General features: G+C 66.9%; 23 protein-coding genes. 13 read left to right on the top strand and 10 right to left on the bottom strand.

The window, feature by feature from the left end:
- Positions 1-7: 7 nt before the first annotated feature.
- Positions 8-211 carry a cold-shock protein gene (locus X946_RS07235; RefSeq protein WP_004196460.1) on the bottom strand — a complete coding sequence of 68 codons (204 nt, stop codon included), beginning with the start codon at positions 209-211 and terminating at the stop codon, positions 8-10.
- 531 nt (positions 212-742) lie between these two features.
- On the opposite strand from X946_RS07235, the gene clpS reads away from it, so the two are divergent.
- The 5 genes from clpS (at position 743) to X946_RS07210 (ending at position 6,654) form a co-directional block, all read left to right on the top strand.
- Positions 743-1,057, top strand: a complete 315-nt coding sequence (clpS, locus tag X946_RS07230) for an ATP-dependent Clp protease adapter ClpS (protein WP_009892611.1) — start codon at positions 743-745, stop codon at positions 1,055-1,057.
- Complete coding sequence (gene clpA, locus X946_RS07225) at positions 1,054-3,354, top strand: ATP-dependent Clp protease ATP-binding subunit ClpA (protein WP_038745286.1); 2,301 nt, start codon at positions 1,054-1,056, stop codon at positions 3,352-3,354. The genes clpS and clpA overlap by 4 nt, the downstream gene beginning before the upstream one ends.
- Before the next feature lie 98 nt (positions 3,355-3,452).
- On the top strand, positions 3,453-4,832 hold the full coding sequence (locus tag X946_RS07220; protein WP_038745284.1) for an amino acid permease: 1,380 nt from the start codon (positions 3,453-3,455) through the stop codon (positions 4,830-4,832).
- A gap of 135 nt (positions 4,833-4,967) precedes the next feature.
- Complete coding sequence (locus X946_RS07215) at positions 4,968-5,711, top strand: hypothetical protein (protein WP_038745282.1); 744 nt, start codon at positions 4,968-4,970, stop codon at positions 5,709-5,711.
- Positions 5,712-5,862: 151 nt separating this feature from the next.
- The gene (locus X946_RS07210; protein ID WP_038745280.1) at positions 5,863-6,654 is read left to right on the top strand and encodes a COG4705 family protein; all 792 of its coding nucleotides are present in this window, start codon (positions 5,863-5,865) and stop codon (positions 6,652-6,654) included.
- A gap of 89 nt (positions 6,655-6,743) precedes the next feature.
- Here X946_RS07210 and dut read toward each other — a convergent pair whose 3' ends face one another.
- The 5 genes from dut to X946_RS07185 all read right to left on the bottom strand — a co-directional run bounded on the left by dut (position 6,744) and on the right by X946_RS07185 (position 12,963).
- Positions 6,744-7,190 carry a dUTP diphosphatase gene (gene dut, locus X946_RS07205; RefSeq protein WP_038745278.1) on the bottom strand — a complete coding sequence of 149 codons (447 nt, stop codon included), beginning with the start codon at positions 7,188-7,190 and terminating at the stop codon, positions 6,744-6,746.
- A 54-nt stretch (positions 7,191-7,244) separates the two neighbouring features.
- Positions 7,245-8,456: a bifunctional phosphopantothenoylcysteine decarboxylase/phosphopantothenate--cysteine ligase CoaBC gene (gene coaBC / locus X946_RS07200; protein WP_038745276.1), complete on the bottom strand. Its 1,212-nt coding sequence runs from the start codon at positions 8,454-8,456 to the stop codon at positions 7,245-7,247.
- Between the two features lie 61 nt (positions 8,457-8,517).
- Complete coding sequence (gene lspA, locus X946_RS07195; RefSeq protein ID WP_038745274.1) at positions 8,518-9,018, bottom strand: signal peptidase II; 501 nt, start codon at positions 9,016-9,018, stop codon at positions 8,518-8,520.
- Positions 9,019-11,856, bottom strand: coding sequence for an isoleucine--tRNA ligase (gene ileS, locus X946_RS07190; protein ID WP_038745271.1), 2,838 nt, complete (start codon positions 11,854-11,856; stop codon positions 9,019-9,021).
- Between the two features lie 114 nt (positions 11,857-11,970).
- Complete coding sequence (locus tag X946_RS07185; protein WP_038745270.1) at positions 11,971-12,963, bottom strand: bifunctional riboflavin kinase/FAD synthetase; 993 nt, start codon at positions 12,961-12,963, stop codon at positions 11,971-11,973.
- A 122-nt stretch (positions 12,964-13,085) separates the two neighbouring features.
- Between X946_RS07185 and purN the strand changes: the two genes are divergently transcribed.
- The 6 genes from purN (at position 13,086) to nadC (ending at position 19,952) form a co-directional block, all read left to right on the top strand.
- A complete protein-coding gene (gene purN, locus X946_RS07180) occupies positions 13,086-13,748 on the top strand; it encodes a phosphoribosylglycinamide formyltransferase (protein WP_038745268.1) in 663 nt (220 codons plus the stop codon).
- On the top strand, positions 13,745-15,007 hold the full coding sequence (locus X946_RS07175) for an RsmB/NOP family class I SAM-dependent RNA methyltransferase (RefSeq protein ID WP_038745266.1): 1,263 nt from the start codon (positions 13,745-13,747) through the stop codon (positions 15,005-15,007). Before purN ends, X946_RS07175 begins: the two co-directional genes overlap by 4 nt.
- 15 nt (positions 15,008-15,022) lie before the next feature.
- Positions 15,023-16,375, top strand: coding sequence for a mechanosensitive ion channel family protein (locus X946_RS07170; protein WP_038745264.1), 1,353 nt, complete (start codon positions 15,023-15,025; stop codon positions 16,373-16,375).
- A 192-nt stretch (positions 16,376-16,567) separates the two neighbouring features.
- On the top strand, positions 16,568-17,764 hold the full coding sequence (locus X946_RS07165; protein ID WP_038745263.1) for a DesA family fatty acid desaturase: 1,197 nt from the start codon (positions 16,568-16,570) through the stop codon (positions 17,762-17,764).
- Between the two features lie 170 nt (positions 17,765-17,934).
- Positions 17,935-19,071: a quinolinate synthase NadA gene (gene nadA / locus X946_RS07160; RefSeq protein ID WP_038745261.1), complete on the top strand. Its 1,137-nt coding sequence runs from the start codon at positions 17,935-17,937 to the stop codon at positions 19,069-19,071.
- Positions 19,068-19,952: a carboxylating nicotinate-nucleotide diphosphorylase gene (gene nadC / locus X946_RS07155; protein ID WP_038745259.1), complete on the top strand. Its 885-nt coding sequence runs from the start codon at positions 19,068-19,070 to the stop codon at positions 19,950-19,952. The genes nadA and nadC overlap by 4 nt, the downstream gene beginning before the upstream one ends.
- A gap of 140 nt (positions 19,953-20,092) precedes the next feature.
- Here nadC and nadB read toward each other — a convergent pair whose 3' ends face one another.
- The 4 genes from nadB to radC form a co-directional block, all read right to left on the bottom strand.
- Positions 20,093-21,694: an L-aspartate oxidase gene (gene nadB / locus X946_RS07150; protein ID WP_038745317.1), complete on the bottom strand. Its 1,602-nt coding sequence runs from the start codon at positions 21,692-21,694 to the stop codon at positions 20,093-20,095.
- A 168-nt stretch (positions 21,695-21,862) separates the two neighbouring features.
- Positions 21,863-22,030: a 50S ribosomal protein L33 gene (rpmG, locus tag X946_RS07145; protein ID WP_004185395.1), complete on the bottom strand. Its 168-nt coding sequence runs from the start codon at positions 22,028-22,030 to the stop codon at positions 21,863-21,865.
- Between the two features lie 17 nt (positions 22,031-22,047).
- Complete coding sequence (gene rpmB / locus X946_RS07140; protein WP_004186391.1) at positions 22,048-22,281, bottom strand: 50S ribosomal protein L28; 234 nt, start codon at positions 22,279-22,281, stop codon at positions 22,048-22,050.
- 300 nt (positions 22,282-22,581) lie between these two features.
- Positions 22,582-23,379: a RadC family protein gene (gene radC / locus X946_RS07135; RefSeq protein ID WP_038745315.1), complete on the bottom strand. Its 798-nt coding sequence runs from the start codon at positions 23,377-23,379 to the stop codon at positions 22,582-22,584.
- A gap of 137 nt (positions 23,380-23,516) precedes the next feature.
- Between radC and X946_RS07130 the strand changes: the two genes are divergently transcribed.
- Both X946_RS07130 and ispH read left to right on the top strand, forming a co-directional pair.
- Positions 23,517-23,972 carry an FKBP-type peptidyl-prolyl cis-trans isomerase gene (locus tag X946_RS07130; RefSeq protein ID WP_038745257.1) on the top strand — a complete coding sequence of 152 codons (456 nt, stop codon included), beginning with the start codon at positions 23,517-23,519 and terminating at the stop codon, positions 23,970-23,972.
- 2 nt (positions 23,973-23,974) lie between these two features.
- Positions 23,975-24,955 carry a 4-hydroxy-3-methylbut-2-enyl diphosphate reductase gene (gene ispH, locus X946_RS07125; RefSeq protein WP_038745255.1) on the top strand — a complete coding sequence of 327 codons (981 nt, stop codon included), beginning with the start codon at positions 23,975-23,977 and terminating at the stop codon, positions 24,953-24,955.
- Positions 24,956-25,074 lie beyond the last annotated feature (119 nt).

Here is a 25,074-nt window from a genome sequence, read left to right as displayed (position 1 = left end):
ACGGCCCTCAAGCTGCTTGGATGTTCGACGCTTGCTTGCCCTTCGGGCCTTGCACTACCTCGAAGCTGACCTTTTGGCCTTCCTTCAGGGTCTTGAAGCCCTGCATGTTGATCGCCGAGAAATGTGCAAACAGATCTTCGCCGCCTTCGTCGGGCGTGATGAAGCCGAAGCCCTTCGCGTCATTGAACCATTTGACAATACCAGTTGCCATACCTACTTCCCCTGTCACACAGTCGCTACTTACAACGAGCACGCTCGAAAAGCTAAACGACCGGCAAACGCAGCCGTTCCCCCCTCACAAGCTCACCTCGGCCTCTTCCAATAGTCGTAAAGACAAATTGAAAAAAGTGCCAGCTTGATTGTTGGCGCTCTTTATTAGAGTGTCAAGAGAATTTTTAGACGTATACGGGGACGTTGTAAAGAACCCATTTTCAGGGTTTATCCGGCTTTGCTTTGCAGCATCGGAGCGAGCGAGGCGGCTTGAAAAGTCGCATAATCGTCGCATATACCAGGCTCGAGTGACGCGCGGTCGAGGTCGTCCGCGTTGTGGGATACTCGATCCATGCATGGTGCGCGGGCGGCATGCCGCATGCTTGCATATCGAACGGGAGCCGGCACCGCAGCCGGCTCCCGTTCGATATGAGAGGGACGCTGCCGCACGCGGGGAGCCGGGGAGGGCGCCGGCTGGTCAGTCGGTTAATGACAGGATTGCGGGCCTGTCCGAGTTGTTTAGAATGGGTGTATGGCGATTATCCCGGACAAGCAGGACAGCACCGTCCTGGAACGCAAGGAACAGAAGCTCAAGCCACCTTCGATGTACAAGGTGGTGCTCCTGAACGACGACTTCACGCCAATGGAATTCGTCGTGATGATCGTGCAGGAGTATTTCAAGAAAGATCGCGAAACGGCCACACAGATTATGCTGAAGGTGCATCGCGAAGGGCGGGGGGTTTGTGGGGTCTATACGCGAGACATCGCGTCGACCAAAGTCGAGCAAGTCGTTACCCATGCGCGGCAGGCCGGGCATCCGCTGCAGTGCGTGATGGAGGAAGCATGATTGCCCAGGAATTGGAAGTCAGCCTGCACATGGCGTTCATGGAAGCGCGCCAGGCGCGGCATGAGTTCATTACGGTCGAGCATCTGTTGTTGGCCCTGCTGGATAATCCGACGGCAGCCGAGGTGTTGCGCGCGTGTGCGGCGAACATCGAGGATCTGCGTCAGAACCTGCGCAATTTCATCCACGACAACACGCCGACCGTTCCCGGCACCGACGACGTCGACACGCAGCCGACGCTCGGCTTTCAGCGCGTGATCCAGCGCGCGATCATGCACGTGCAGTCGACGTCGAACGGCAAGAAGGAAGTCACGGGCGCGAACGTGCTGGTCGCGATCTTCGGCGAGAAGGATTCTCACGCGGTCTACTATCTGCAGCAGCAGGGCGTGACGCGCCTCGACGTCGTGAACTTCATTTCGCACGGCATCGCGAAGACGAGCAGCAGCGAATCCGCGAAGCCCGCCGACGCGAACGCGGAGGGCGAGGACGCGAGCACGCAGAAGGAAACGCCGCTTGCGCAGTTCACGCAGAACCTGAACCAGATGGCGAAGGACGGCCGCATCGATCCGCTCATCGGGCGCGAATCCGAAGTCGAGCGCGTCGTGCAGGTGCTCTGCCGCCGCCGCAAGAACAATCCGCTCCTCGTCGGCGAGGCGGGCGTCGGCAAGACGGCGATCGCCGAGGGCCTCGCATATCGGATCACGCGCGGCGAGGTGCCGGACATCCTCGCGAACGCGCAGGTGTATTCGCTCGACATGGGCGCGCTCCTCGCGGGCACGAAGTACCGCGGTGATTTCGAGCAGCGTCTGAAGACGGTGCTGAAGGAGCTCAAGGAGCGTCCGCACGCGATCCTCTTCATCGACGAGATCCATACGCTGATCGGCGCGGGCGCCGCGTCGGGCGGCACGCTCGACGCGTCGAACCTGCTGAAGCCGGCGCTGTCGTCGGGCACGCTCAAGTGCATTGGAGCGACGACGTTCACCGAATATCGCGGCATCTTCGAAAAGGATGCGGCGCTGTCGCGGCGCTTCCAGAAGGTCGACGTGACCGAGCCGACCGTCGAGCAGACGGTCGCGATCCTGCGCGGCCTGAAGTCGCGCTTCGAGGAGCATCACGGCGTCAAGTATTCGTCGGGCGCGCTGTCGGCCGCGGCCGAACTGTCGGCGCGCTTCATCACCGACCGTCATCTGCCCGACAAGGCGATCGACGTGATCGACGAAGCGGGCGCCGCGCAGCGCGTGCTGCCGAAGTCGAAGCAGAAGAAGACGATCGGCAAGAGCGAGATCGAGGAAATCATCTCGAAGATCGCGCGCGTCCCGCCGCAGAGCGTGTCGCAGGACGACCGCAGCAAGCTGCAGACGCTCGATCGCGATCTGAAGAGCGTCGTGTTCGGCCAGGACCCGGCGATCGACGCGCTCGCGGCCGCGATCAAGATGGCGCGCGCGGGCCTCGGCAAGCTCGACAAGCCGATCGGCGCGTTCCTGTTCTCCGGCCCGACGGGCGTCGGCAAGACCGAGGTGGCGCGGCAGCTCGCGTTCACGCTCGGTATCGAGCTGATTCGCTTCGACATGTCGGAATACATGGAGCGCCACGCGGTGAGCCGCTTGATCGGCGCGCCGCCGGGCTACGTCGGGTTCGACCAGGGCGGGCTGCTCACCGAGGCCGTCACGAAGAAGCCGCACTGCGTGCTGCTGCTCGACGAGATCGAGAAGGCGCATCCGGACATCTTCAACGTGCTGCTGCAGGTGATGGATCACGGTACGCTGACCGACAACAACGGCCGCAAGGCGGATTTCCGCAACGTCATCATCATCATGACGACGAACGCGGGCGCGGAGTCGATGCAGAAGGCGACGATCGGCTTCACGACGCGTCGCGAAGTCGGCGACGAGATGGCGGACATCAAGCGCCTGTTCACGCCCGAGTTCCGCAACCGGCTCGACGCGACGATCAGCTTCCGTTCGCTCGATGAGGAAATCATCATGCGGGTGGTCGACAAGTTCCTGATCCAGCTCGAGGAGCAGTTGCACGAGAAGAAGGTCGACGCGCTCTTCACCGACTTGCTGCGCAAGCATCTCGCGAAGCACGGCTTCGATCCGCTGATGGGCGCGCGGCCGATGCAGCGGCTGATCCAGGACACGATCCGGCGCGCGCTCGCCGACGAGCTGCTGTTCGGCAAGCTCGTCAACGGCGGCCACGTGACGGTGGACGTCGACGAGAACGACAAGGTGCAGTTGTCGTTCGACAAGACGGCGACGCCGCCCAGCAAGCCGAACGAAGAGGCGATCGAAGTCGAATAACCGCTCGTCCGAACGCTTCGAACAAACGGCGCGGGATGTTTCCCGCGCCGTTTCGTTTTATTTGCGGCAGGAAAAAAGCACGAAAGCAGGAGTTTGGTTTGACACAACAACAACGAACGTTCGACTCGATCGTCGAGCGCGAAAAGGGCCTGCGGCGCGGGCTTTCGTCGGGGCAGATGGCGATGATCGCAATCGGGGGCGCGATCGGGACAGGGCTCTTTCTGGGCAGCGGCTTCGCAATCGGGCTCGCGGGGCCGGGCGTGCTGGTGTCGTATGCGATCGGCGCGCTGATCGCGCTGCTGCTGATGGGCGCGCTCGCGGAAATGACGGTCGCGCATCCGACGTCAGGTTCGTTCGGCGCATATGCGGAGCATTACGTCGGCCCGCTCGCGGGGTTTCTCGTCCGCTACGCGTACTGGTCGGCCGTCGTGTTCGCGGTCGGCACCGAGGTGAGCGCGATCGCCGTCTTCATGAAGTATTGGTATCCCGGCGTGCCCGGCTGGTATTGGGTCATCGGGTTTTCCGCCGCGCTGGTCGCGGTGAACATGACGAGCGTCACGCTCTACGGCGTCGTCGAATACGTGTTCTCGCTGCTGAAGATCGCTGCGATCGTCGCGTTCATCGCGCTCGGCGCGTACTACGTCGCGACCGCGCCCGCTTCGTCCGGCATCGGCTTCGCAAATTACTCGGCGCACGGCGGCTTCTTCCCGAAAGGCTTCTCGGGCGCGTGGGTCGCGGTGATCGTCGCGATCTTCAGCTATATGAGCATCGAAACCGTCGCGATCGCGGCGGGCGAAGCGCGCGATCCGCAGCGCGCGGTGTCGCAGGCGTTCCGTTCGACGGTGTTCCGCCTCGTGCTGTTCTATCTGCTCACGCTCGCGCTGATGCTCGCGATCGTGCCGTGGACGCAGGCGGGCACCGACGAGAGCCCGTTCGTCAAGGTGATGGCCGCGACGAACGTGCCGTATGCGGCGGGCGTCATCAACTTCGTCGTGCTCGTCGCCGCGCTCTCCGCGATGAACAGCCAGCTCTACGTGACGACGCGGATGATGTTCAGCCTGTCGCGCGCGCGGCTTGCGCCGGCGATGTTCGGGCGCGTCGGCGCGAACGGCGTGCCGCTCGCGGCGCTCGTGGTGTCGTCGAGCGGCGTCGCGGTCGCGGCCGTGCTGGTCGCGCTGTATCCGGACACCGCGTTCACGCTGCTGATGGCGATCGCGATGTTCGGCGCGTTGTTCACGTGGCTGATGATCTTCGTCACGCACCTGTACTTTCGCGCGCGTTACCGGGGCCCGGCGCCCGCGTTCCGGATGCGGCTGCATCCGGTGGGCAGCCTGCTCGGCGCGGCGCTCGTCGGCGCGGTGCTCGTGACGACGGCATTTACGCGGGAGTTCAGAATGACGATGATGATCGGCATTGCGTTCGTCGCGCTGCTGACGCTCGCGTATCGGCTGCATTACCGTGCGCGGCACGCTCGCTGACGCGACGCGAAGCGCACGGACGGCGCAATAGCGCGACGCCGGGACCGGGATACGGCGGCGCGGCGTCATGGTGGCGTGGCGGCGTGGCGGCGTGGCGGCGGCGCTTGCCGCGTTGCACTTCTGGCGAGAGACGACATGCCGACGAAAGGGAAGACGGGCGAAGCAAGCGATGCCGGTCGCGCGGCGGCCGCCGCGTTCGCGCGTGCGGCAAAGCGCGTCGCGCTGGGGACGCTCGTGAGTGTCTCGCTCGTCCAGCCGCTGGGCGTCGCGTTTGCATCGGCGTTGCGCGCGTCGTCGAGCAACGCGGCGGTGCCGCTCCTCGACACGACGCCGTGGCTGGCGAGCGTGCAGGCGCCGAAGGCCCCGTTCTTCACGCGCGAGTCGGACGCCGAGGGCGTGTCGTTTCACTTCAGGAACAGCGGCCGCTCCGTGCCGAAAGGCGGTGAGGTGATCGTCAGCGAATCGCCGAACGGTGACATGTGGCTCGGCGCAATGGTGCACGCGACGTACATCGACGACTCGGGCGTCGCGACGTCCGGCTGGCTCGTGCGCTCGCATTTGCGGCAGGTGAGGACGCCGGTGCGCCAGTCCGCGTGGGACGGCCACTGGCGCAGCAGCGCGGGCGCGCGCCGGCTGATCGCGCACGGCGATCGCGTCAGCTATTCGTTCGCGGGCGCGGGCGGCGCGCAGCCGCGCGTCGAGATGCTGATGCGGATGCGGCGCGTGTCGGACGCCGAAGCGACGCTGTCGCGGATGCAGGCGTCGGACGGCATGTGCGATCTCGATGTACGGCGCCTCGGCGATTACCTCGTCGTGACCGCGCGAGATTGTTTCATCCCAGGCGTGAATCCCGACGGAATCCTGCGCAGACGGCAGTGACGAGCGCGTGCGGCGTGCGCGCGCCCGTCAGACGGATGTTCGCGCACCGCGTATACGGGTTAACGCTCTCTTAAGCGAACGTTCCTTAGCATTCGAGTCTCGTGCCGCATCGCGGCGATTGATCTGTTTCGAATTCCTTCGAGAGGCTCGCATGAACAAACTCCCTGCGATCACGCTCGCGTTCTGGGTGATGAAGATCTGCGCGACGACGCTCGGCGAAACCGGCGGCGATTTGCTGTCGATGACGCTCAACGTCGGCTATGCGTATAGTTCGCTGATCCTGTTCTCGTTCTTCATCGTCACGCTCGCCGCGCAACTCGCGACGACGCGCTACCGCCCCGCGATCTACTGGGCGGTGATCGTCGCGACGAGCACGGCCGGCACGACGATGTCCGACTTCATGGACCGCACGCTCGGCCTCGGTTATGCGGCCGGCTCCGGCATTCTGATCGCGATCCTGCTGACGATCTTCGCGGTGTGGCGGCTGCAGGGCGAATCGCTCGCCGTCACCGAGATCCGCACGCGCAAGGTCGAGTTGCTCTACTGGATCGCGATCCTGTTCTCGAACACGCTCGGCACGGCGCTCGGCGATTTTCTCGCCGACAGCTCGGGCCTCGGTTTCGCGGGCGGCGCGTTCCTGATCGGCGGCCTGCTCGCGGTGATCGTGCTCGCCGCGTATTTCACGAACGTATCGAAGGTGTTCCTGTTCTGGGCGGCGTTCGTGCTGACGCGTCCGTTCGGCGCGACGGTCGGCGATCTGCTGACGAAGCCCGTCGCGAAGGGCGGCCTCGGGTTCGGCACAGTCGGCTCGTCGGCGATTCTCGCGGGCGTGCTGATCGCGCTGGTCGTCTATGCGGTGTTCGCCGAAGCGAAGCAGGCGAAGGAGGCGACAGGCGTGCGGCAGTCGCAGCTTGGCTGGAAAGCGCCGGCGCTCGAGGAGTGAGCGGCGCTCAAGCGGCAGTGGAGTAAATGGCGGGAAGCAAGCGCGTGCGGGGGCGGCAACGCCCCCGCACGCGTTTTGTCGTTGCGGCTTCAGCCGCGGCCGGTACTGCCGAAGCCGCCCGCGCCGCGCTCGCTTTGCGCGAAATCGTCGACGAGGTTGAACGTCGCCTGCACGACCGGCACGATCACGAGTTGCGCGAGGCGCTCGAACGGATTCAGCACGAACTCGGTTTGGCCGCGGTTCCACGTCGAGATCATCAGTTCGCCCTGATAGTCGGAATCGATGAGGCCGACGAGGTTGCCGAGCACGATCCCGTGCTTGTGGCCGAGGCCCGAGCGCGGCAGGATCAGCGCCGCATGGCCCGGATCGGCGAGGTGGATCGCGAGGCCCGTCGGCACGAGCGCCGTGTCGCCCGGTTTCAGCGTGACGGGCGCGTCGAGGCAGGCGCGCAGGTCGAGGCCCGCGCTGCCCGTCGTCGCGTATTTCGGCAGGTAATCGCGCATGCGCGCGTCGAGAATCTTCAGGTCGAGTTTCATGCGGCGAAAATCGGTGACGGAGGTTGAGAGAGAGAGCACGGCCGCGGCGATGCGTCAGATGAGGCTTGTATCGGGCAGCCGCTTCGCGATCTCGGCGACGAGCGCATGCGCGAGCGTCATCTTGTCGGCGCGCGGCAGGCGCGTCGTGCCGCCGGCTTCGAACAGCACGACTTCGTTGTCGTCGAGGCCGAACGTGAGCGGCCCGAGATTGCCGATCAGGAGCGGCACGTTCTTGCGCACGCGCTTTTCTTCGCCGTGCACGTCGAGATCGCCGCTCTCCGCCGCGAAGCCGACGCAGTAGGGCGCATCGGGCAGCGCCGCGACGGTCGCGAGGATGTCCGGGTTCTCGACGAACGTGAGCGCCGGCATCTTGTGGTCGGCGGTCTTCTTGATCTTGTGCTCGGCCGGCTGCGCGGCGCGCCAGTCGGCGACCGCGGCGACCGCGACGAACACGTCGGCGTCCGGCACCGCGTTCATCACCGCGTCGTACATCTGCTGCGCGGTCTGCACGTCCTCGCGGTACACGCCCCACGGCGTGGGCAGATGGACGGGGCCCGCGACGAGATGCACGTCGGCGCCCGCTTGCTGCGCGGCGCGCGCGATCGCGAAGCCCATCTTGCCGCTCGAGCGGTTCGTGAGGCCCCGCACCGGATCGAGCGGCTCGAACGTCGGGCCGGCCGTGATCAGCACGCGGCGGTGCGCGAGCACCTTCGACTGGAAGTGCGACACGATCGCCTCGTAGATCGCCTCGGGCTCGAGCATCCGTCCGTCGCCGACTTCGCCGCACGCCTGCGCGCCCGAATCGGGGCCGAGCACCGCGACGCCGTCGTGGCGCAATTGCGCGACGTTGCGCTGCGTCGCCGGGTTCTGCCACATCTGGCGGTTCATCGCGGGCACGACGAGGAGCGGGCAGTCGCGCGCGATGCACAGCGTCGACAGCAGATCGTCGGCGAAGCCGTGCGCGAGCTTCGCGAGGAAATCGGTCGACGCGGGCGCGATCACGATCGCGTCGGCTTCGCGCGACAGATCGATGTGCGCCATGTTGTTCGGCATCCGCGCGTCCCACTGGCTCGTGTAGACGGGGCGGCCGGACAGCGCCTGCATCGTGACGGGGGTGATGAACTGCGTCGCGGCGTCGGTCATCACGACCTGCACGGTCGCGCCCGCCTTCGTCAGAAGGCGCGTGAGCTCGGCGATCTTGTAGCAGGCGATGCCGCCCGTCAGGCCGAGGACGAGATGTTTTCCTGCGAGTTCTGCGTGTGCCAACTGAGGCCTCCGAAAGCACGTGGGGCCGGCGAGCGCCGGCCCCTGCGCGAAGTGTATGCGCTCAGAGCGCGCCGCGCACGCGACGCAGCTCGTCGTAGATGAGGAGCACCGCGCCCACCGTGATCGCGGAGTCGGCGAGATTGAACGCGGGCCAGTGCCACGCGCCGACGTGGAAATCGAGGAAGTCGATCACGTGACCGTAGATCAGACGGTCGATCACGTTGCCGAGCGCGCCGCCGAGAATCAGCGCGAGCGACAGGCTGAAGAGGCGCTGATGCCCGTGGCGCTTGAGCAGATAGCAGATCACGAGCGTCGCGCCTACGCCGAGCGCCGTGAACGCCCAGCGCTGCCAGCCGCCGGCGGTCGCGAGAAAGCCGAACGCCGCGCCGCGGTTGTAGATCAGCGTCAGGTTGAAGAACGGCGTGATCTGGTGCATCGCGCCGTACGCGAACGTTTTCAGCACGGCGATCTTCGTCAACTGATCGAACAGGATCACGATGAGCGAGATGCCGAGCCACGGCGCGAGCGCGCCGCCCGAGGATTTCGACAGGGTCTTCGCCATTTACGCAGCGCTCCGGGTTTCGCCGTTTTCGAACAGGTTGGAGAAGCAGCGGCCGCAAAGCGTCGGATGATCGGCGTGCGCGCCGACGTCCTCGCGGTAGTGCCAGCAGCGCTCGCACTTCTGGTACGTCGACGTCGCGACGTCGACGCCTTCCTCGCTTTCCGCGTCGACCTTCGCGACCGTCGCCGCCGACGTGATCAGCACGAACTTCAGATCGTCGCCGAGGCTCGCGAGCGCGTCGTAGCGCGCGCCCGACGCGCGCACCTCGACTTGCGCCTGCAGCGACGAGCCGATGCGGTTCGCGGTGCGCGCTTCCTCGAGCGCCTTCGTCACGTTGCCGCGCACGTCGCGCAGCAGCGACCACTTCGCGACGAGCGCGTCGGCGTTCGCGATTTCCGGATACGCGTAGTAGGTCTCGGTGAAGATCGTGTCGCTTTGCGGCTGGAACACGCGCCACGCTTCCTCGGCCGTAAACGACAGGAACGGCGCGAGCACGCGCAGCAGGCCCTGCGTCACGTGGTAGAGCGCCGTTTGCGCGGAGCGGCGCGCGTTCGAAGCCGGCGCGCTCGTGTACAGGCGGTCCTTCAGCACGTCGAGATAGAAGCCGCCGAGATCTTCGGAGCAGAACGTCTGCAGCTTCGCGACGACCGGGTGGAACTCGTACTTCTCGTAGTGCGCGAGCAGCTCGGTCTGCAACCGCGCGGCGAACGCGACCGCGTAGCGGTCGATCTCGAGCCATTCGCTCGCGGGCAGCGCGTCCTTCGCGAAATCGAAATCCGACAGGTTCGCGAGCAGAAAGCGCAGCGTGTTGCGAACCCGGCGATAGCCTTCCGTCACGCGCTTCAGAATCTCCTCGGAGATCGCGAGCTCGCCCGAATAGTCGGTCGACGCGATCCACAGGCGGATGATTTCCGCGCCGAGGCGGTTCGCGACTTCGTGCGGATCGATGCCGTTGCCGAGCGACTTGCTCATCTTGCGGCCTTCGCCGTCGACGGTGAAGCCGTGCGTGAGCAGGCCCTTGTACGGCGCGCGGCCGTCGAGCATCGACGCGGTCAACAGCGACGAATGGAACCAGCCGCGGTGCTGGTCCGAGCCTTCGAGGTAGAGATCGGCCGGGAACTGCAGTTGATCCCTGTGCGAGCCGCGCAGCACGTGCCAGTGCGTCGTGCCGGAGTCGAACCAGACGTCGAGCGTGTCGCGGTTCTTCTCGTAGAGGTTCGCGTCGTCGCCGATCAACTCGCGCGCGTCGAGCGTCTGCCATGCCTCGATGCCCGCCTGCTCGACGCGCTTGGCGACTTCCTCCAGCAGCTCGAGCGTGCGCGGATGCAGCTCGCCCGTTTCCTTGTGGACGAAGAACGCCATCGGCACGCCCCATTGACGCTGGCGCGACAGCGTCCAGTCCGGGCGGTTCTCGATCATGCTGTGCAGGCGCTGCTTGCCCCACGACGGGTAGAACGCGGTCGCGTCGACCGCGTCGAGCGCGGTCTCGCGCAGCGTCTTGCCGCCGTCGGCCGGCTGCGTGTCCATGCCGGCGAACCACTGCGACGTCGCGCGATAGATGATCGGCGTCTTGTGTCGCCAGCAGTGCATGTAGCTGTGCGAGTAGTGCTCGTTGCGCAGGAGCGAGCCGGCCGCCTTCAGCGCGTCGACGATCTTCGGATTCGCGTCCCAGATCGTGAGGCCGCCGAACAGCGGCAGCGATTCGATGTAGCGGCCGTCGCCCATCACCGGGTTGATGATGTCCGAATCGGTCATGCCGTGCGCCTTGCACGACGTGAAATCCTCGACGCCGTATGCGGGCGACGAGTGGACGATGCCCGTGCCGGTGTCGGTCGTCACGTAGTCGCCGAGATAGACGGGCGACGTGCGCTTGTAGCCCGGATGCGCGGCGGCGAGCGGGTGGTGAAAGCGCAGGTTCGCGAGCTTGTCGCCGCGCGCCGTCGCGATCACGTTGCCCGTCAGGCCGAAGTCCTTCATGCACGCCTCGACGCGTTCCTCGGCGAGGATGAGCAGGCCGCGTTCGGTGTCGACGAGCGCGTAGGCGATCTCCGGATGCAGGTTGAGCGCCTGGTTCGCGGGAATGGTCCACGGCGTCGTGGTCCAGATCACGATCCCGCCGTCGGCGCGCGGCAGCGCGGCCAGGCCGAACGCGCGCGCGGTCTTCTCGGGCTCCGCGAACGCGAACAGCACGTCGATCGTCGGATCGGTGCGGTCCTTGTATTCGACTTCCGCCTCGGCGAGCGCCGAGCCGCAGTCGAAGCACCAGTTCACGGGCTTCAGGCCGCGGTACACGTAGCCCTTCTCGATGATCTTGCCGAGCGCGCGGATTTCCTCCGCCTCGTTCAGGAAGTTCATCGTCTTGTACGGATTGCCCCATTCGCCGAGGACGCCGAGACGCTTGAAGCCCGCCTTCTGCTTCTCGATCTGCTCGGTCGCGTACGCGCGCGCCTTCTCCATCACCTCGGCGGCGGGCAGCGACTTGCCGAACTGCTTCTCGATCTGGATCTCGATCGGCATGCCGTGGCAGTCCCAGCCGGGCACGTACGGCGCGTCGAAGCCCGCCATGTTGCGCGACTTCACGACCATGTCCTTCAGGATCTTGTTGACCGCGTGGCCGAGGTGGATGTCGCCGTTCGCGTACGGCGGGCCGTCGTGCAGGATGAATTTCGGGCGGCCCTCGCTCGCCGCGCGGATCTTGTCGTAGACGCCGCGCGCCTCCCAGTCCTTCACCCATTGCGGCTCGCGCTTCGGGAGGTCGCCACGCATCGGGAACGGCGTGTCGAGCAGGTTGACCGGATACTTGGCCTGCGGTTTCGAATCGGCTTTCTTGTTGCTCATGTCGGGATCGCTGTGAAATCTTGGGGACGCTCGTGCGTCGTGAAATCGGTGAGGCGCGGCGCCGGCTTCGGGCGGCGCGGCGGACGGGGGCGCCCGGTGCGGGCGCGGCGTCGATCAGCTAATTCGGTCGGTGGCGGACGTCGCGAAGCCGGTCGCGCGGCTGCCCGGCGCGCGGCCGTGTTCGGCGAAGTACGCGCGCGTGTCGACGACGTCCTGCGCGATCGCGCGCGCGAGTGTCTCGAGGTCGACGAATTTCGCTTCGTCGCGCAGCTTCTTCAGGAACTCGACGCGAACGAGCTTGCCATATGCGTCGCCGTGCCAGTCGAGCAGGTGCACTTCGAGCAGCACGCGGCCGGAATCGTCGATGGTCGGCCGCACGCCTAGGCTCGCGACGCCCGGCAGCGGCTCGGGCCCAATGCCGTGCACCTGGACGACGAAGATGCCCGACAGCGCTGGGCGCTTGTGCGCGATCGGCAGGTTCAGCGTCGGGAAGCCGAGGTCGCGGCCGAGCTTCAGGCCGTGCGTGACGTGGCCGCTGATCGCGTAACCGTGGCCGAGCGCGCGCGCGGCCGCGTCGAGATCGCCCGCCGCGAGCGCGGCGCGCACGCCGGAGCTCGAGATCCGCGCGCCGTCGGCGTCGGCGAGCGTTTCCATCTGCTCGACCTCGAAGCCGAAGCGCTCGCCCGCCGCCTTCAGCGACGCGAAATTGCCCGCGCGCTTCGCGCCGTAGCAGAAGTCGTCGCCGACCATGATCCAGCGCGTGTGCAGCCCGTGGACGAGCGTGCGCTCGACGAACGCCTCGGGCGACTGGCTCGCGAACGTGTGATTGAAATGCTCGACGACCACGCGCTCGACGCCGTGCTCGCGCAGCGCCTCGAGCTTGTCGCGCAGCATCGCGATCCGCGGCGGCGCGCTGGCCGGATTGAAGAATTCGCGCGGGTGCGGCTCGAACGTCATCACGCACACGGGCAGCCCGCGCGCGTCCGCCGCCGCGCGCACGCGCGCGAGCAGGGCCTGGTGGCCGCGATGGACACCGTCGAAGTTGCCGATCGTCAACGCGCACGGGGCGCGGCTTTCGGCGTTGGGCAGGCCGCGGAAAACTTTCACGATAGCGGTGGCAGCGTGGGGGAAGAGCGGCCGGATGCCGCAAAGCAAAAGATTATAAACGTTCGGGCGGCCAGGCGGCTCAGGATGCCGGAAACGGCAGGGCCGAATGGTAAAATCCGCGGATGAAAAAACTCGTCATCCTGATTTCCGGCCGCGGCAGCAACATGGAGGCCATCGTACGCGCTTGCGCGCGCGAGGGCTGGCCTGCCGAGGTTGCCGCCGTCATTTCCAACCGGCCGGGCGCCGCGGGCCTCGAATTCGCGGCGTCGCACGGCATCGCGACGGCCGTCGTCGATCACCGCGCGTTCGACAGCCGCGACAGCTTCGATGCGGCGCTCGCCGCCGAGATCGACCGCTTCGGCCCCGATCTCGTCGTGCTCGCCGGCTTCATGCGCATTCTGACCCCGGCCTTCGTCGCCCAATACGAGGGCCGGATGCTGAACATCCATCCGTCGCTGCTGCCGAGCTTCAAGGGCATCCATACGCACCAGCAGGCGCTCGACGCGGGCGTCGCGCTGCACGGCGCCTCCGTCCACTTCGTGATTCCGGAGCTCGACAGCGGCGCGATCGTCGCGCAGGCGGCCGTGCCCGTCGTCGCGGGCGACGACGCCGCCGCGCTCGCCGCGCGCGTGCTCGCGGCCGAGCACGCGCTGTATCCGCGCGCGGTGCGCTGGTTCGTCGAAGGGAAGCTGCGCCTCGAAGCGGGGCGCGCCGTCGTCGCGCCGGACGAGGCGCGCTGGCTGTTCGCGGATGCAATCGACATGTCGACGAGCGAGGGCGTATGAAGCTGCACGGATTCCTGATTGGCCAGACCGAGGCGCTTCTCGCCGAAGTCCTGAAATTCGCCGGCCCGGCCGACGTCACGACGAGCCGTTTCTTCCGCGCGCATCCGAAGCTCGGCCACGCCGAGCGCGGCGTGATCGCCGAGGCGGTGTTCGCGGTGCTGCGGCGGAAGATGGAGTACGCGCACCTCGCCGAGAGCGGCACGGGCGCGCCGGCGCGGCGGCTCGCGCTGCTCGGGCTGATGCAGACGGCCGGCCGCTCGGCGCTCAAGCCGTTCGTGTCGGCCGCCGAATGGGCGTGGCTCGACCACGTCGCGAAGATCGATCCGGCGAGCCTGCCGCTGCGCGTGCGCACGAACCTGCCGGATTGGATTCATCAGGCGCTTGCCGAGCGCATGGGCGCCGACGAGCTCGCGCAGTTCGCGGCCGCCGTCAACTATCCGGCGCCGCTCGATCTGCGCGCGAACGTGCAGAAGGCGACGCGCGACCAGGTGATCGACGGCCTGCGCGCGGCCGGGATCGACGCGGGCGCGACGCCGTTCGCGCCGTTCGGCGTGCGCGTCGTCGGCAAGCCGGCGCTCACGAAGCTCAAGCTGTTCGAAGAGGGACAGATCGAAGTGCAGGACGAGGGCAGCCAGTTGCTGTGCTCGCTCGTCGCGCCGCGGCGCGGCGAGATGGTCGTCGATTTCTGCGCGGGCGCGGGCGGCAAGACGCTCGCGCTCGGCGCGATGATGCGCTCGACGGGCCGCCTGTACGCGTTCGACGTGTCCGAGAAGCGCCTCGCGAAGCTCAAGCCGCGCCTCGCGAGGAGCGGCCTGTCGAACGTGAACCCGGTGCTCATCGACAGCGAGCACGACGCGAAGATCAAGCGGCTCGCGGGCAAGATCGACCGCGTGCTCGTCGACGCGCCGTGCAGCGGCCTCGGCACGCTGCGCCGCAATCCCGACCTCAAGTGGCGCCAGTCGCGCGAGACGATCGCCGAGCTCGCGCCGAAGCAGGCGTCGATTCTCGCGAGCGCCGCGCGCCTCGTGAAGAAGGGCGGCCGGCTCGTCTACGCGACCTGCAGCGTGCTCGAGGCGGAGAACGAGACGATCGTGGCCGAGTTTCTCGCCGCGCATCCGGCGTTCGCGCTCGTGCCGGCGAGCCGCGTGCTCGCCGAGCAGCGGATTTCGCTCGACACGGGCGACTACCTGTCGCTCTGGCCGCACCGCCACGCGACCGACGGCTTCTTCGCCGCGGTCCTCGAGCGGCGCGCGCAGTAACGGGCGGGCTCGCGCATGGTCACGAATCACCTGACGCGGCGGCTCGCCGCCGTCGCGCACGACTTCGGCCAGCCTGCGATGATCTGGCAGGCGGCCGCGTTTCTTGGCTCGCTCGCGCTCGCGTGGCTCGTCGCGCGCTATGTGCGCGGGCGGATCGACGCGCGCCGCCGCTCGGCCGGCCGCTCGCCCGGGCCGGGCGCGCTCAGCCTGAACCGCGCGCTGTTTCCGCTCGTCGGGGGCGCGTTCATGTGGCTCGCGGAGACGGCGTTCGACGAGCTGATGCCGACGTCGCTGCTGCAGCTCGCGCTCGTGCCGCTGTTCGGCATCGGTCTCATCTACATCCTGTTCTTCGTCGCGCGCCGCGTGTTCGCTCGCGACGGCCACACGCACGCGTGGCTGTCGATCGTCGAGAAGATCGCGTCGATCGTCGTGTGGATCGCGATGGCGCTCACGGTGCTCGGCATCCAGCACGACGTGCTCGTCTGGCTCGACAGCGTCCAGTTCCGCGTCGCGAACGCGCGCCTCACGCTGTTGTCCGTGGTGTCGGGCGCGCTGTGGGTTTGCGTGACGCTCGTCGTCGCGATGTGGCTCGGCTCGGTGCTCGAAGAGCGGCTGATGCGCGCGCGCTCGCTCGACGCGAACCTGCGCGTCGTGCTCGCGCGCGTCGGGCGCGCGCTGCTCATCTTCGCGGCGGTGCTGATCGGCCTGTCGCTCGTCGGGATCGACGTGACGGTGCTCGGCGTGTTCGGCGGCGCGCTCGGCGTCGGGCTCGGCTTCGGCCTGCAGAAGATCGCGAGCAACTACGTGTCGGGCTTCATCATCCTGCTCGACCGGTCGCTCAGGCTCGGCGACGCGATCAACGTGGGCGGCCTGCAGGGCGTCGTCACGCAGATCCGCACGCGCTACACGGTCGTGCGCGGCCTCGACGGCAACGAGACGCTGATCCCGAACGAGAAGCTCATCACCGACGTCGTGCAGAACCAGTCGTCGTACCTGACGCGCGGTTACGCGAAGGTCGCGGTCCAGATCGCATACACGTCGGACGTCGAGCACGCGATGTCGCTTCTCGCCGACGCGGCGAAGGGCATCGACCGCGTGCTCGAGGAGCCGGCGCCGACGCCTTATCTCGTCGGCTTCGGCGCGGACGGCATCGATCTCGAGCTCGGCTTCTGGATCGCCGACTCGGCGAAGGGAACGGCGAGCGTGCGCTCGATGGTGAACCGGAACATCTGGCGGCTTTTTGTCGCACACGGGATCTCGATCCCGTTCCCGCAACGGGAGGTGCGCGTGATCGGGCTGCCGGACGGAATCGCGCCCGCGGCCGGCGCGGAAGGCTTCGCGGCCGATCGGCCGCGGCAGGACGCGTAGCCGCGCGGGGCGCCGACGCGCCCCGCGCAGCCCGAAAACGCCCGCGCACGTATTGCGGCGCCGCAAAAAATATTCATTTTTTACAAAGACTTGGAACGGATGCAGTAAAATTCCGTCCTATCACGCGGTATGCTTTCATTTTCTTGACGCGGATCATTTGAGCCGGCGTCCTTACTTTCACAGGTAACTGCCTTGTTGAATTCCCTGCTCGATTTCTTTTCCAACGGGCTTCTGCGTTTCTCGTGGTGGCAGATCGTGCTGTTCACGCTCGCCGTCACGCACGTGACGATCGTCGGCGTGACCGTCTATCTGCACCGCTGCCAGGCGCACCGCGCGCTCGACCTGCATCCGATCATGAGCCACTTCTTCCGCCTGTGGCTGTGGATGACGACGGGCATGCTGACGGGCCAGTGGGCGGCGATCCACCGCAAGCACCACGCGAAGTGCGAGACCGAGGAGGATCCGCACAGCCCGCAGACGCGCGGCATCTGGAAGGTGCTGCTCGAAGGCGCCGAGCTGTATCGCGCGGAAGCGAAGAACGAGGAGACGATGCGCAAGTACGGCCACGGCACGCCGAACGATTGGCTCGAGCGCAATCTCTACTCGAAGTACCCGATTCTCGGCGTGAGCCTGATGATGGTGATCGACGTCGCGCTGTTCGGTTTGGTCGGCCTCACCGTGTGGGCGGTCCAGATGGTGTGGATTCCGTTCTGGGCGGCGGGCGTCGTCAACGGCCTCGGCCACTTCTGGGGCTATCGCAACTTCAACGCGGCCGACGCGAGCACGAACCTGTTCCCGTGGGGCATCGTGATCGGCGGCGAGGAACTGCACAACAACCACCATACGTTCGCCACGTCGGCGAAGCTGTCGAACAAGTGGTACGAGTTCGACATCGGCTGGATGTACATCCGCATCATGTCGGCGTTCGGGCTCGCGAAGGTGAAGAAGATCGCGCCGACGCCGCGCCTCGCCGCGCGCAAGACGGTGCTCGACCAGGAAACGCTGCAGGCCGTGCTGTCGAACCGCTACGAAGTGATGGCGCGTTACGCGAAGACGCTCAAGCGCGCGTACAAGCAGGAGCTCGTGCACCTGAAGGAGCTCGGCGCACGCGAGAAGTATCAGCTGATGCGCGGCGCGCGCAAGTGGTTCCACAAGGAAGAGGCGGGCCTCGACGAGCCGCAGAAGCGGATGCTGCCGGAGATCTTCGCGAACAGCCAGAAGCTGCATACGTTCTTCGAGTTGCGCACGGAACTTGCCGCGATCTGGGAGCGTTCGAACGCGTCGCGCGAACAGCTGCTCGCGCAGCTGCAGGACTGGTGCCATCGCGCCGAGCAAAGCGGCATCAAGGCGCTGCAAGAGTTCGCGACGCGCCTGCGCCGCTACGCCTGAGTCGTTCGCGCCGAAATCGATTAGAATTTCAGGACGTCACAAACCCCGCGCTGGCGGGGTTTTTTCTTTTGGGCGCGCCGTTCGACGACGGCGGCCGATCAGCAGGGCTGAGCTTTGCACAGAACCGGAACAAGCGCTGAGGCGATAACGCCGGTCGATAGGAGATGAGGATGCAATCGGCGATCAAACCCGTCGAGTACGACCGCCCGCTCGCAGCAGGGGCGGCCTGCGGCGTAGGCGAGGCGTGGGCGAAGGTGCCCGAGCCGCTCGCCGCCGGCGAGCGCGACGCGCTGAAGGCGCGGATCAAGGCGTTGCTCGAACGCGAGAAGGCCGTGCTGGTCGCGCACTATTATGTCGACGCGGATCTGCAGGAACTCGCGGACGAGACGGGCGGCTGCGTCGCCGATTCGCTCGAGATGGCCCGCTTCGGGCGCGATCACGACGCGCGCACGCTCGTCGTGGCCGGCGTGCGCTTCATGGGCGAAACCGCGAAGATCCTGAGCCCGGACAAGCGCGTGCTGATGCCCGACCTCGACGCGACGTGCTCGCTCGATCTCGGCTGCCCGGTCGACGAATTCTCGCGGTTCTGCGACGCGCATCCGGACCGCACGGTCGTCGTCTATGCGAACACGAGCGCCGCGGTGAAGGCGCGCGCCGACTGGATGGTCACGTCGTCGATCGGCCTCGAGATCGTCGCCGATCTGCATGCGCGCGGCGAGAAGATCATCTGGGCGCCGGACCGGCACCTGGGCGGCTACATCCAGAAGAAGACGGGCGCGGACATGCTGATGTGGCAGGGCTCGTGCCTCGTGCACGACGAATTCAAGGGCATCGAGCTCGATCTGCTGCGCCGCGATTATCCGGACGCGAAGATTCTCGTGCATCCCGAATCGCCGGAGAACGTCGTCGCGCTCGCGGACGTCGTCGGTTCGACGACGCAGCTGATCGACGCGGCCGTGAAGCTCGACGCGCAGCGCTTCATCGTCGCGACCGATCTCGGCATTCTGCACAAGATGCGGCTCGCGGCGCCGGGCAAGACCTTCATCGAGGCGCCGACGGCCGGTAACAGCGCAACGTGCAAGAGCTGTGCGCACTGCCCGTGGATGGCGATGAACGCGCTGTCGAACCTGGCCGAGGTGCTCGAGCGCGGCCACAACGAGATCTTCGTCGATGCCGCGATCGCCGAGCGCGCGCGCGTGCCGATCGACCGGATGCTCGATTTCGCCGCGCGACGCAAGCAGCGCGTGCAGGCGAGCGGCGACCTGCAGCGCGACCAGTCGCTCTTCGCGAACGTGGGGGCGGCATGACGAACGACGCAGTGTCGCCGCTCTTCGCGGAAATCTCGCGCGAATACGGCGCCGCATTCGACGCGGCGATCGCACGCAACGTGGCCGACACGCTCGCCGAGGACGTCGGCAGTGGCGATCAGACCGGGCGTCTCGTGCCGGACGGCGCGCCGCGCCGCGCGCGCGTGATCGTGCGCGAGGAGGCCGTGCTGTGCGGCGTGCCGTGGTTCGTTGCGGTGATGCGCGCGGTCGATTCGTCGATAGAAATCGACTGGCGGTATCGCGAAGGCGACCGGATGGCGGCGGATTCGATCGTCTGCGAACTGCGCGGCCCCGCGCGCGCGCTGCTGACGGCCGAGCGCAACGCGCTCAATTTCCTGCAACTGCTGTCGGGCGTCGCGACCGCGACGCGCCGCTACGTCGACCGGATCGCGGATACGCGCACGCGCATTCTCGACACGCGCAAGACGCTGCCGGGCCTGCGGCTCGCGCAGAAATACGCGGTGCGCGTCGGCGGCGGCGCGAACCAGCGGCTCGCGCTCTACGCGGGCATCCTGATCAAGGAGAATCACATCGCGGCGGCGGGCGGCGTCGGCGAGGCGCTCGACGCGGCGTTCGCGCTGAACGCCGACGTGCCGGTGCAGATCGAGGTCGAGACGCTCGATCAACTGCGCACGGCGCTCGCGCACGGCGCGCAGTCGGTGCTGCTCGACAACTTCACGCTCGACATGATGCGCGACGCGGTGCGCGTTACCGAAGGCCGTGCGGTGCTCGAGGTGTCGGGCGGCGTGAACTTCGACACGGTGCGCGCGATCGCGGAGACGGGCGTCGACCGGATCTCGATCGGCGCGCTGACGAAGGACGTGCGCGCAACCGACTACTCGATGCGCATCGTCGAATGACGTGATGGCGGCGCGCGTCCGGCTCGCCGGACGTGCGGCTCGGCCGAGGAAAAAGGCTGCCGGCGCATTGCGCGCCGGCGGCCTTTTTTTGTCGCGCCGGTTTCGAGGCGCTTCGTGGCGCGCGGCAGGCCGTTGGGCCGTTATTTCGGCACGCGCCGCGGCGGGGTGAGCACGGTCGGCAGCGCCTTGGGCAGCGCGTGCGGCCAGTCGCGGCTGTAGTGCAGCCCGCGGCTTTCGTGGCGCGCCCGCGCGCTGTCGACGATCAGCGACGCAACGTCGACGAGATTACGCAGCTCGAGCAGATCGCGGCTCACGCGGAAGTGCGCGTAGTACTCGTGGATCTCGTCGCGCAACAGCTTCAGGCGATGCTGAGCGCGCTCGAGGCGCTTGTCGGTGCGCACGATGCCGACGTAGTTCCACATCAGGCGGCGCAGTTCGTCCCAGTTGTGCGCAACGACCACTTCCTCGTCCGCATCGGCGACGCGACTCTCGTCCCACGCGGGCAGCGGGCCGTGCGTCGCCGAATCGTAGCCGGCGCTTTCGATCGCGTCGGCGGTCGCGCGGCCGATCACGAGGCATTCGAGGAGCGAATTGCTCGCGAGGCGATTCGCGCCGTGCAGGCCGGTGTAGGACGTTTCGCCGACGGCGTACAGGCCGGCGATGTCGGTGCGTCCGGCCAGGTCCGTGACGACGCCGCCGCACGTGTAATGCGCGGCCGGCACGACCGGGATCGGCTCCTTCGAGATGTCGATGCCGAACTCGAGGCAACGCGCGAAGATCGTCGGGAAGTGCTCGCGCAGGAACGCTTCGGGCTGGTGGCTGATGTCGAGATACACGCAGTCGATTCCGCGCTTCTTGATCTCGAAGTCGATCGCGCGCGCGACGATGTCGCGCGGCGCGAGTTCCTCGCGCGAATCGTGCGCGGGCATGAAGCGGGTGCCGTCCGGCAGCTTCAGGAGGCCGCCTTCGCCGCGCACCGCCTCGGAAATGAGGAACGACTTCGCGTACGGATGGAACAGGCACGTCGGATGGAACTGGATGAACTCCATGTTCGCGACCCGGGCGCCCGCGCGCCACGCCATCGCGATGCCGTCGCCCGTCGCGGTGTCGGGGTTCGTCGTGTACAGATAGACTTTGCCGGCGCCGCCCGTCGCGAGCACCGTGTGCGGCGCCTCGATCGTCATCGTCTGTCCGGTGCTCACGTCGAGCGCGTAAAGGCCGACGCAGCGCCGGCCCGGCAGGCCGGGCAGCCCGAGGCGATCGGACGTGATGAGATCGATCGCGTGGTGATCCTCGAAGAACGTGATGTTCGGGTGCGCGCGGGCGCGCTCGGACAGCGTCGCGAGCACCGCGTGGCCCGTCGCGTCGGCCGCGTGGATGATGCGGCGATGGCTGTGGCCGCCTTCGCGGGTCAGATGGAAGCCGAGCTCCGCGGCGTCGTCCTTCGTGAACGGCACGCCTTGCGAGATCAGCCATTCGATCGCTTCGCGGCCGTGCTCGACGATGTAGCGCGTGGCCGCCTCGTCGCACAAGCCGCCGCCCGCGATCAACGTGTCGTTCACGTGGTTCTCGACGCTGTCCGCCGAATCGAGCACCGCGGCGATGCCGCCTTGCGCGTAGTCGCTCGCGCCCTCCATCAACGAGCGTTTCGCGATCAGCGCGACGCGCCGCGTTTGCGCGAGATTGAGCGCGACCGACAAGCCGGCGAGGCCGCTGCCCACGATCGCCACATCGAAATTCATCTGCATCTCCGTTTCTTGCGCGTTTCGTCTTATCTTTTCCGCCATGCGCAATGCGGGCGGAAAGGGCAGAGCATACCGCGCCGAAGAAGCGGGTGTGCGCGCGCCAATGCAAAAAGCCCCGCGATTGCGGGGCTTTTCGTCATCGTCAGGCTCTTTGAAACCGGAGAATTACTTGATCTTGGTTTCTTTGTACGCCACGTGCTTGCGGGCGACGGGATCGAACTTCATGATCTCCATCTTTTCCGGCATGTTGCGTTTGTTCTTCGTGGTCGTATAGAAGTGACCCGTGCCAGCGGTCGACTCGAGCTTGATCTTGTCGCGTGCGCCTTTCGCCATGTTCGTGCTCCTTGGACTTAGGCTTCGCCGCGTGCGCGCAGATCAGCGAGCACGGAATCGATGCCGTTCTTGTCGATCAGGCGCAGGCCGGCGTTCGAGACGCGCAGACGCACCCAACGGTTTTCGCTTTCCACCCAGAACCGGCGGTTTTGCAGATTCGGCAGGAAGCGACGCTTCGTCTTGTTGTTGGCGTGGGAAACGTTGTTGCCGCTCATCGGCGCTTTCCCAGTTACTTGGCATACGCGTGCCATGAGAGCACTCCTAATACGCTGAATTCGGGTTCGATCGCCGTGACGGTTCTCTTCCTCGCATGGCCGCGTGAACTTCGGCCGTGCCGGGAAAAGCGCCTCCGATCCGTGGTTGTTGGCCTGACGACCAAGCCCACGAGACCGCTTCAGCGGCTTCAGAACTGGTTGGAAAAAAGACAGACGACGATTCTAACAGAAAAACTTCAGGAAAATCAAACCCAATTTCGCGGGCGGATGTCGCGCGTCGGCGGGCCCCGGCTGCGCGGGGGCCCGGCGCGTGCGGCGCGCGCCAGCGGCGGCGCGCTAGATCCAGCCCGCCTGTGCGAACGAAAACGTGTCGCTCGCGCCGACGACGAAGTGGTCGATCAGCTGCACGTCGACGAGCGCGAGCGCGTCGCGCAGCACGCGCGTCAGGCGCCTGTCGGCGGCGCTCGGCCGCACCGCGCCCGACGGATGATTGTGCGCGACGATGAGCGCCGCCGCATTCAGCGCCAGCGCGCGCCGCACGATTTCGCGCGGATAGACGGCCATGCGCGTGAGCGACCCGTGCGCGGTTTCCTCCGATTGCAGCAGCCGATGCCGCGCGTCGAGAAAAAGGCAGACGAACACTTCGTGCGGCCGCGTGCCGATCAGGAGCCGCAGGTAATCCTCGACCGCGCCCGGCGAATCGACGAGCGGCCGCTCGCGGGCCCTCTCGGCGAGCGCGCGGCGCGCCAGCTCGACTACCGCGACGAGGATCGCGGTGCGTGCGGGGCCGATCCCGCGCAGGCCCTTGAAATCGTCGGGCGCCGCGTCGAGCAGCGCGCGCAGCGAGCCAAAGCGCGCGAGCAGCGTGCGCGCGAGCGCGAACACGTCGTGGCCGGGCAGCCCCGAGCCGAGGAGGAGCGCGACGAGCTCCGAGTCGGACAGCGCGGCGGGCCCGCGCGCGAGCAGGCGCTCGCGCGGCAGGTCGCGGCCGCGGCGCGCCGCAGGGACGCTCGCGGCGGGCGCGGCGGGAGGGCCTGCCGGCGCGACGGGCGGTGCGACGGGAAGCGCGACGGGCGGCTCGCGCGCCGGCTTGCCGTCGATGTCCTCGCGGGCGATGAGAATCTCGTACTGCATGCTGCCGACCTCCAATATCCTGCGTCCTCGCAAGGCGAATCGCGTCCGCATTCCGCTTCGGCCGCCGAGGTGACTTACAATATGGGCTTTGCGCCGCGCAGCCCGCCGTTTTCGGGCGCCGATTGAACGAGTACCACATGAGCCTCATCGACCTTGCAGAAGTGAAGCCCGGTTCGCACGTCACGCTTCATTACCGGCTCGCCCTTGCCGACGGCGCCGACATCGTCAACACCTTCTCCGACAAGCCCGCCACGCTCCTTCTCGGCGCGGGGCAGCTTGCGCCGTCGCTGGAGGAAATTCTGATCGGCCTGAAGGCGGGCCACCATTCGACCTTCCGGCTAGCGCCCGAACAAGCGTTCGGGCCGCGCAATCCGGACATGATCCAGCGCGTGTCGCTCGCGACGCTGCGCGAGAACGGCATGGTCGGCGAGGATTTCGCGCCGGGCGACCTGATCGAGTTCAACGCGCCGGACGGCGGCCGCTACGCGGGCGTGCTCAAGGAGATCGGCGAGACGTCCGCGCTCTTCGATTTCAATCATCCGCTCGCGGGCCAGGCGCTCACGTTCGAAGTGAAAATCATCGGGATTCTGTAATCATGAGCACCACCGATACGCTGTCCGGACGGGTCGCCGCGGCCGACGCCGAGATTCTGCTCGCCCAGCCGCGCGGCTTCTGCGCGGGCGTCGATCGCGCGATCGAGATCGTCGAGCGCGCGATCGCGATGCACGGCGCGCCGATCTACGTGCGCCACGAGATCGTGCACAACAAGTACGTCGTCGAGGATCTGAAGAAGAAGGGCGCGATTTTCGTCGAGGAACTCGAGGAAGTGCCGTCCGGCAACACGGTGATCTTCAGCGCGCACGGCGTGTCGAAGGCGGTGCGCGACGAGGCGGCCGTGCGCGGGCTGCGCATCTACGACGCGACGTGCCCGCTCGTCACGAAAGTGCACGTCGAGGTCGCGAAGATGCGCCAGGAAGGCGTCGACATCGTGATGATCGGCCACAAGGGGCATCCGGAGGTCGAAGGCACGATGGGCCAGGTCGAGCGTGGGATGCATCTCGTCGAGAGCGTCGAGGACGTGCACAAGCTCGAGCTGCCCGATCCGGAGCGCGTCGCGCTCGTCACGCAGACGACGCTGTCGGTCGACGACGCGGCCGAGATCATCGGCGCGCTGAAGGCGAAGTTCCCCGCGATTCGCGAGCCGAAGAAGCAGGACATCTGCTACGCGACGCAGAACCGTCAGGATGCGGTGAAGTTCATGGCGCCGCAGTGCGACGTCGTGATCGTCGTCGGCAGCCCGAATAGCTCGAATTCGAGCCGCTTGCGCGAGGTGGCCGAGAAGCGCGGCGTCGCCGCCTACATGGTGGACGCGCCCGAGCAGATCGATCCGGCCTGGGTCGCAGGCAAGCGGCGGATCGGCGTGACGGCGGGCGCGTCGGCGCCCGAGGTGCTCGCGCAGGCGGTGATCGCGCGCTTGCGCGAGCTCGGCGTGACCAACGTGCGGGCGCTCGACGGCATCGAGGAGAACGTGTCGTTCCCGCTGCCGCGCGGCTTGAACCTGTCGCCCGCCACCTGATCGCCGGTTTCGACTGCCGTTGGATTGCAAAAAGCGCGCCTTAGGGCGCGCTTTTGTTTTGGGCGTATTTTCTTCGGGAGCAACCATTCGGCACCGATACGGTGCAACTGAGTTGCAAT

It is taken from the genome of Burkholderia sp. ABCPW 111 (genome assembly GCF_000773065.1).
GTDB lineage: Bacteria > Pseudomonadota > Gammaproteobacteria > Burkholderiales > Burkholderiaceae > Burkholderia > Burkholderia savannae.
This window is presented reverse-complemented; position numbering and strand designations above follow the sequence as displayed.

Coding starts and splice junctions, on each gene's coding strand:
- radC (WP_038745315.1), bottom strand. CDS start 23,379: ATGCAGTACGAGATTCTCATCGCCCGCGAGGACATCGACGGCAAGCCG.
- nadC (WP_038745259.1), top strand. CDS start 19,068: ATGACGAACGACGCAGTGTCGCCGCTCTTCGCGGAAATCTCGCGCGAA.
- clpS (WP_009892611.1), top strand. CDS start 743: ATGGCGATTATCCCGGACAAGCAGGACAGCACCGTCCTGGAACGCAAG.
- X946_RS07170 (WP_038745264.1), top strand. CDS start 15,023: ATGGTCACGAATCACCTGACGCGGCGGCTCGCCGCCGTCGCGCACGAC.
- clpA (WP_038745286.1), top strand. CDS start 1,054: ATGATTGCCCAGGAATTGGAAGTCAGCCTGCACATGGCGTTCATGGAA.
- purN (WP_038745268.1), top strand. CDS start 13,086: ATGAAAAAACTCGTCATCCTGATTTCCGGCCGCGGCAGCAACATGGAG.
- X946_RS07130 (WP_038745257.1), top strand. CDS start 23,517: ATGAGCCTCATCGACCTTGCAGAAGTGAAGCCCGGTTCGCACGTCACG.
- ispH (WP_038745255.1), top strand. CDS start 23,975: ATGAGCACCACCGATACGCTGTCCGGACGGGTCGCCGCGGCCGACGCC.
- X946_RS07175 (WP_038745266.1), top strand. CDS start 13,745: ATGAAGCTGCACGGATTCCTGATTGGCCAGACCGAGGCGCTTCTCGCC.
- nadB (WP_038745317.1), bottom strand. CDS start 21,694: ATGAATTTCGATGTGGCGATCGTGGGCAGCGGCCTCGCCGGCTTGTCG.
- lspA (WP_038745274.1), bottom strand. CDS start 9,018: ATGGCGAAGACCCTGTCGAAATCCTCGGGCGGCGCGCTCGCGCCGTGG.
- nadA (WP_038745261.1), top strand. CDS start 17,935: ATGCAATCGGCGATCAAACCCGTCGAGTACGACCGCCCGCTCGCAGCA.
- X946_RS07235 (WP_004196460.1), bottom strand. CDS start 211: ATGGCAACTGGTATTGTCAAATGGTTCAATGACGCGAAGGGCTTCGGC.
- X946_RS07215 (WP_038745282.1), top strand. CDS start 4,968: ATGCCGACGAAAGGGAAGACGGGCGAAGCAAGCGATGCCGGTCGCGCG.
- rpmG (WP_004185395.1), bottom strand. CDS start 22,030: ATGGCGAAAGGCGCACGCGACAAGATCAAGCTCGAGTCGACCGCTGGC.
- X946_RS07210 (WP_038745280.1), top strand. CDS start 5,863: ATGAACAAACTCCCTGCGATCACGCTCGCGTTCTGGGTGATGAAGATC.
- rpmB (WP_004186391.1), bottom strand. CDS start 22,281: ATGGCACGCGTATGCCAAGTAACTGGGAAAGCGCCGATGAGCGGCAAC.
- ileS (WP_038745271.1), bottom strand. CDS start 11,856: ATGAGCAACAAGAAAGCCGATTCGAAACCGCAGGCCAAGTATCCGGTC.
- dut (WP_038745278.1), bottom strand. CDS start 7,190: ATGAAACTCGACCTGAAGATTCTCGACGCGCGCATGCGCGATTACCTG.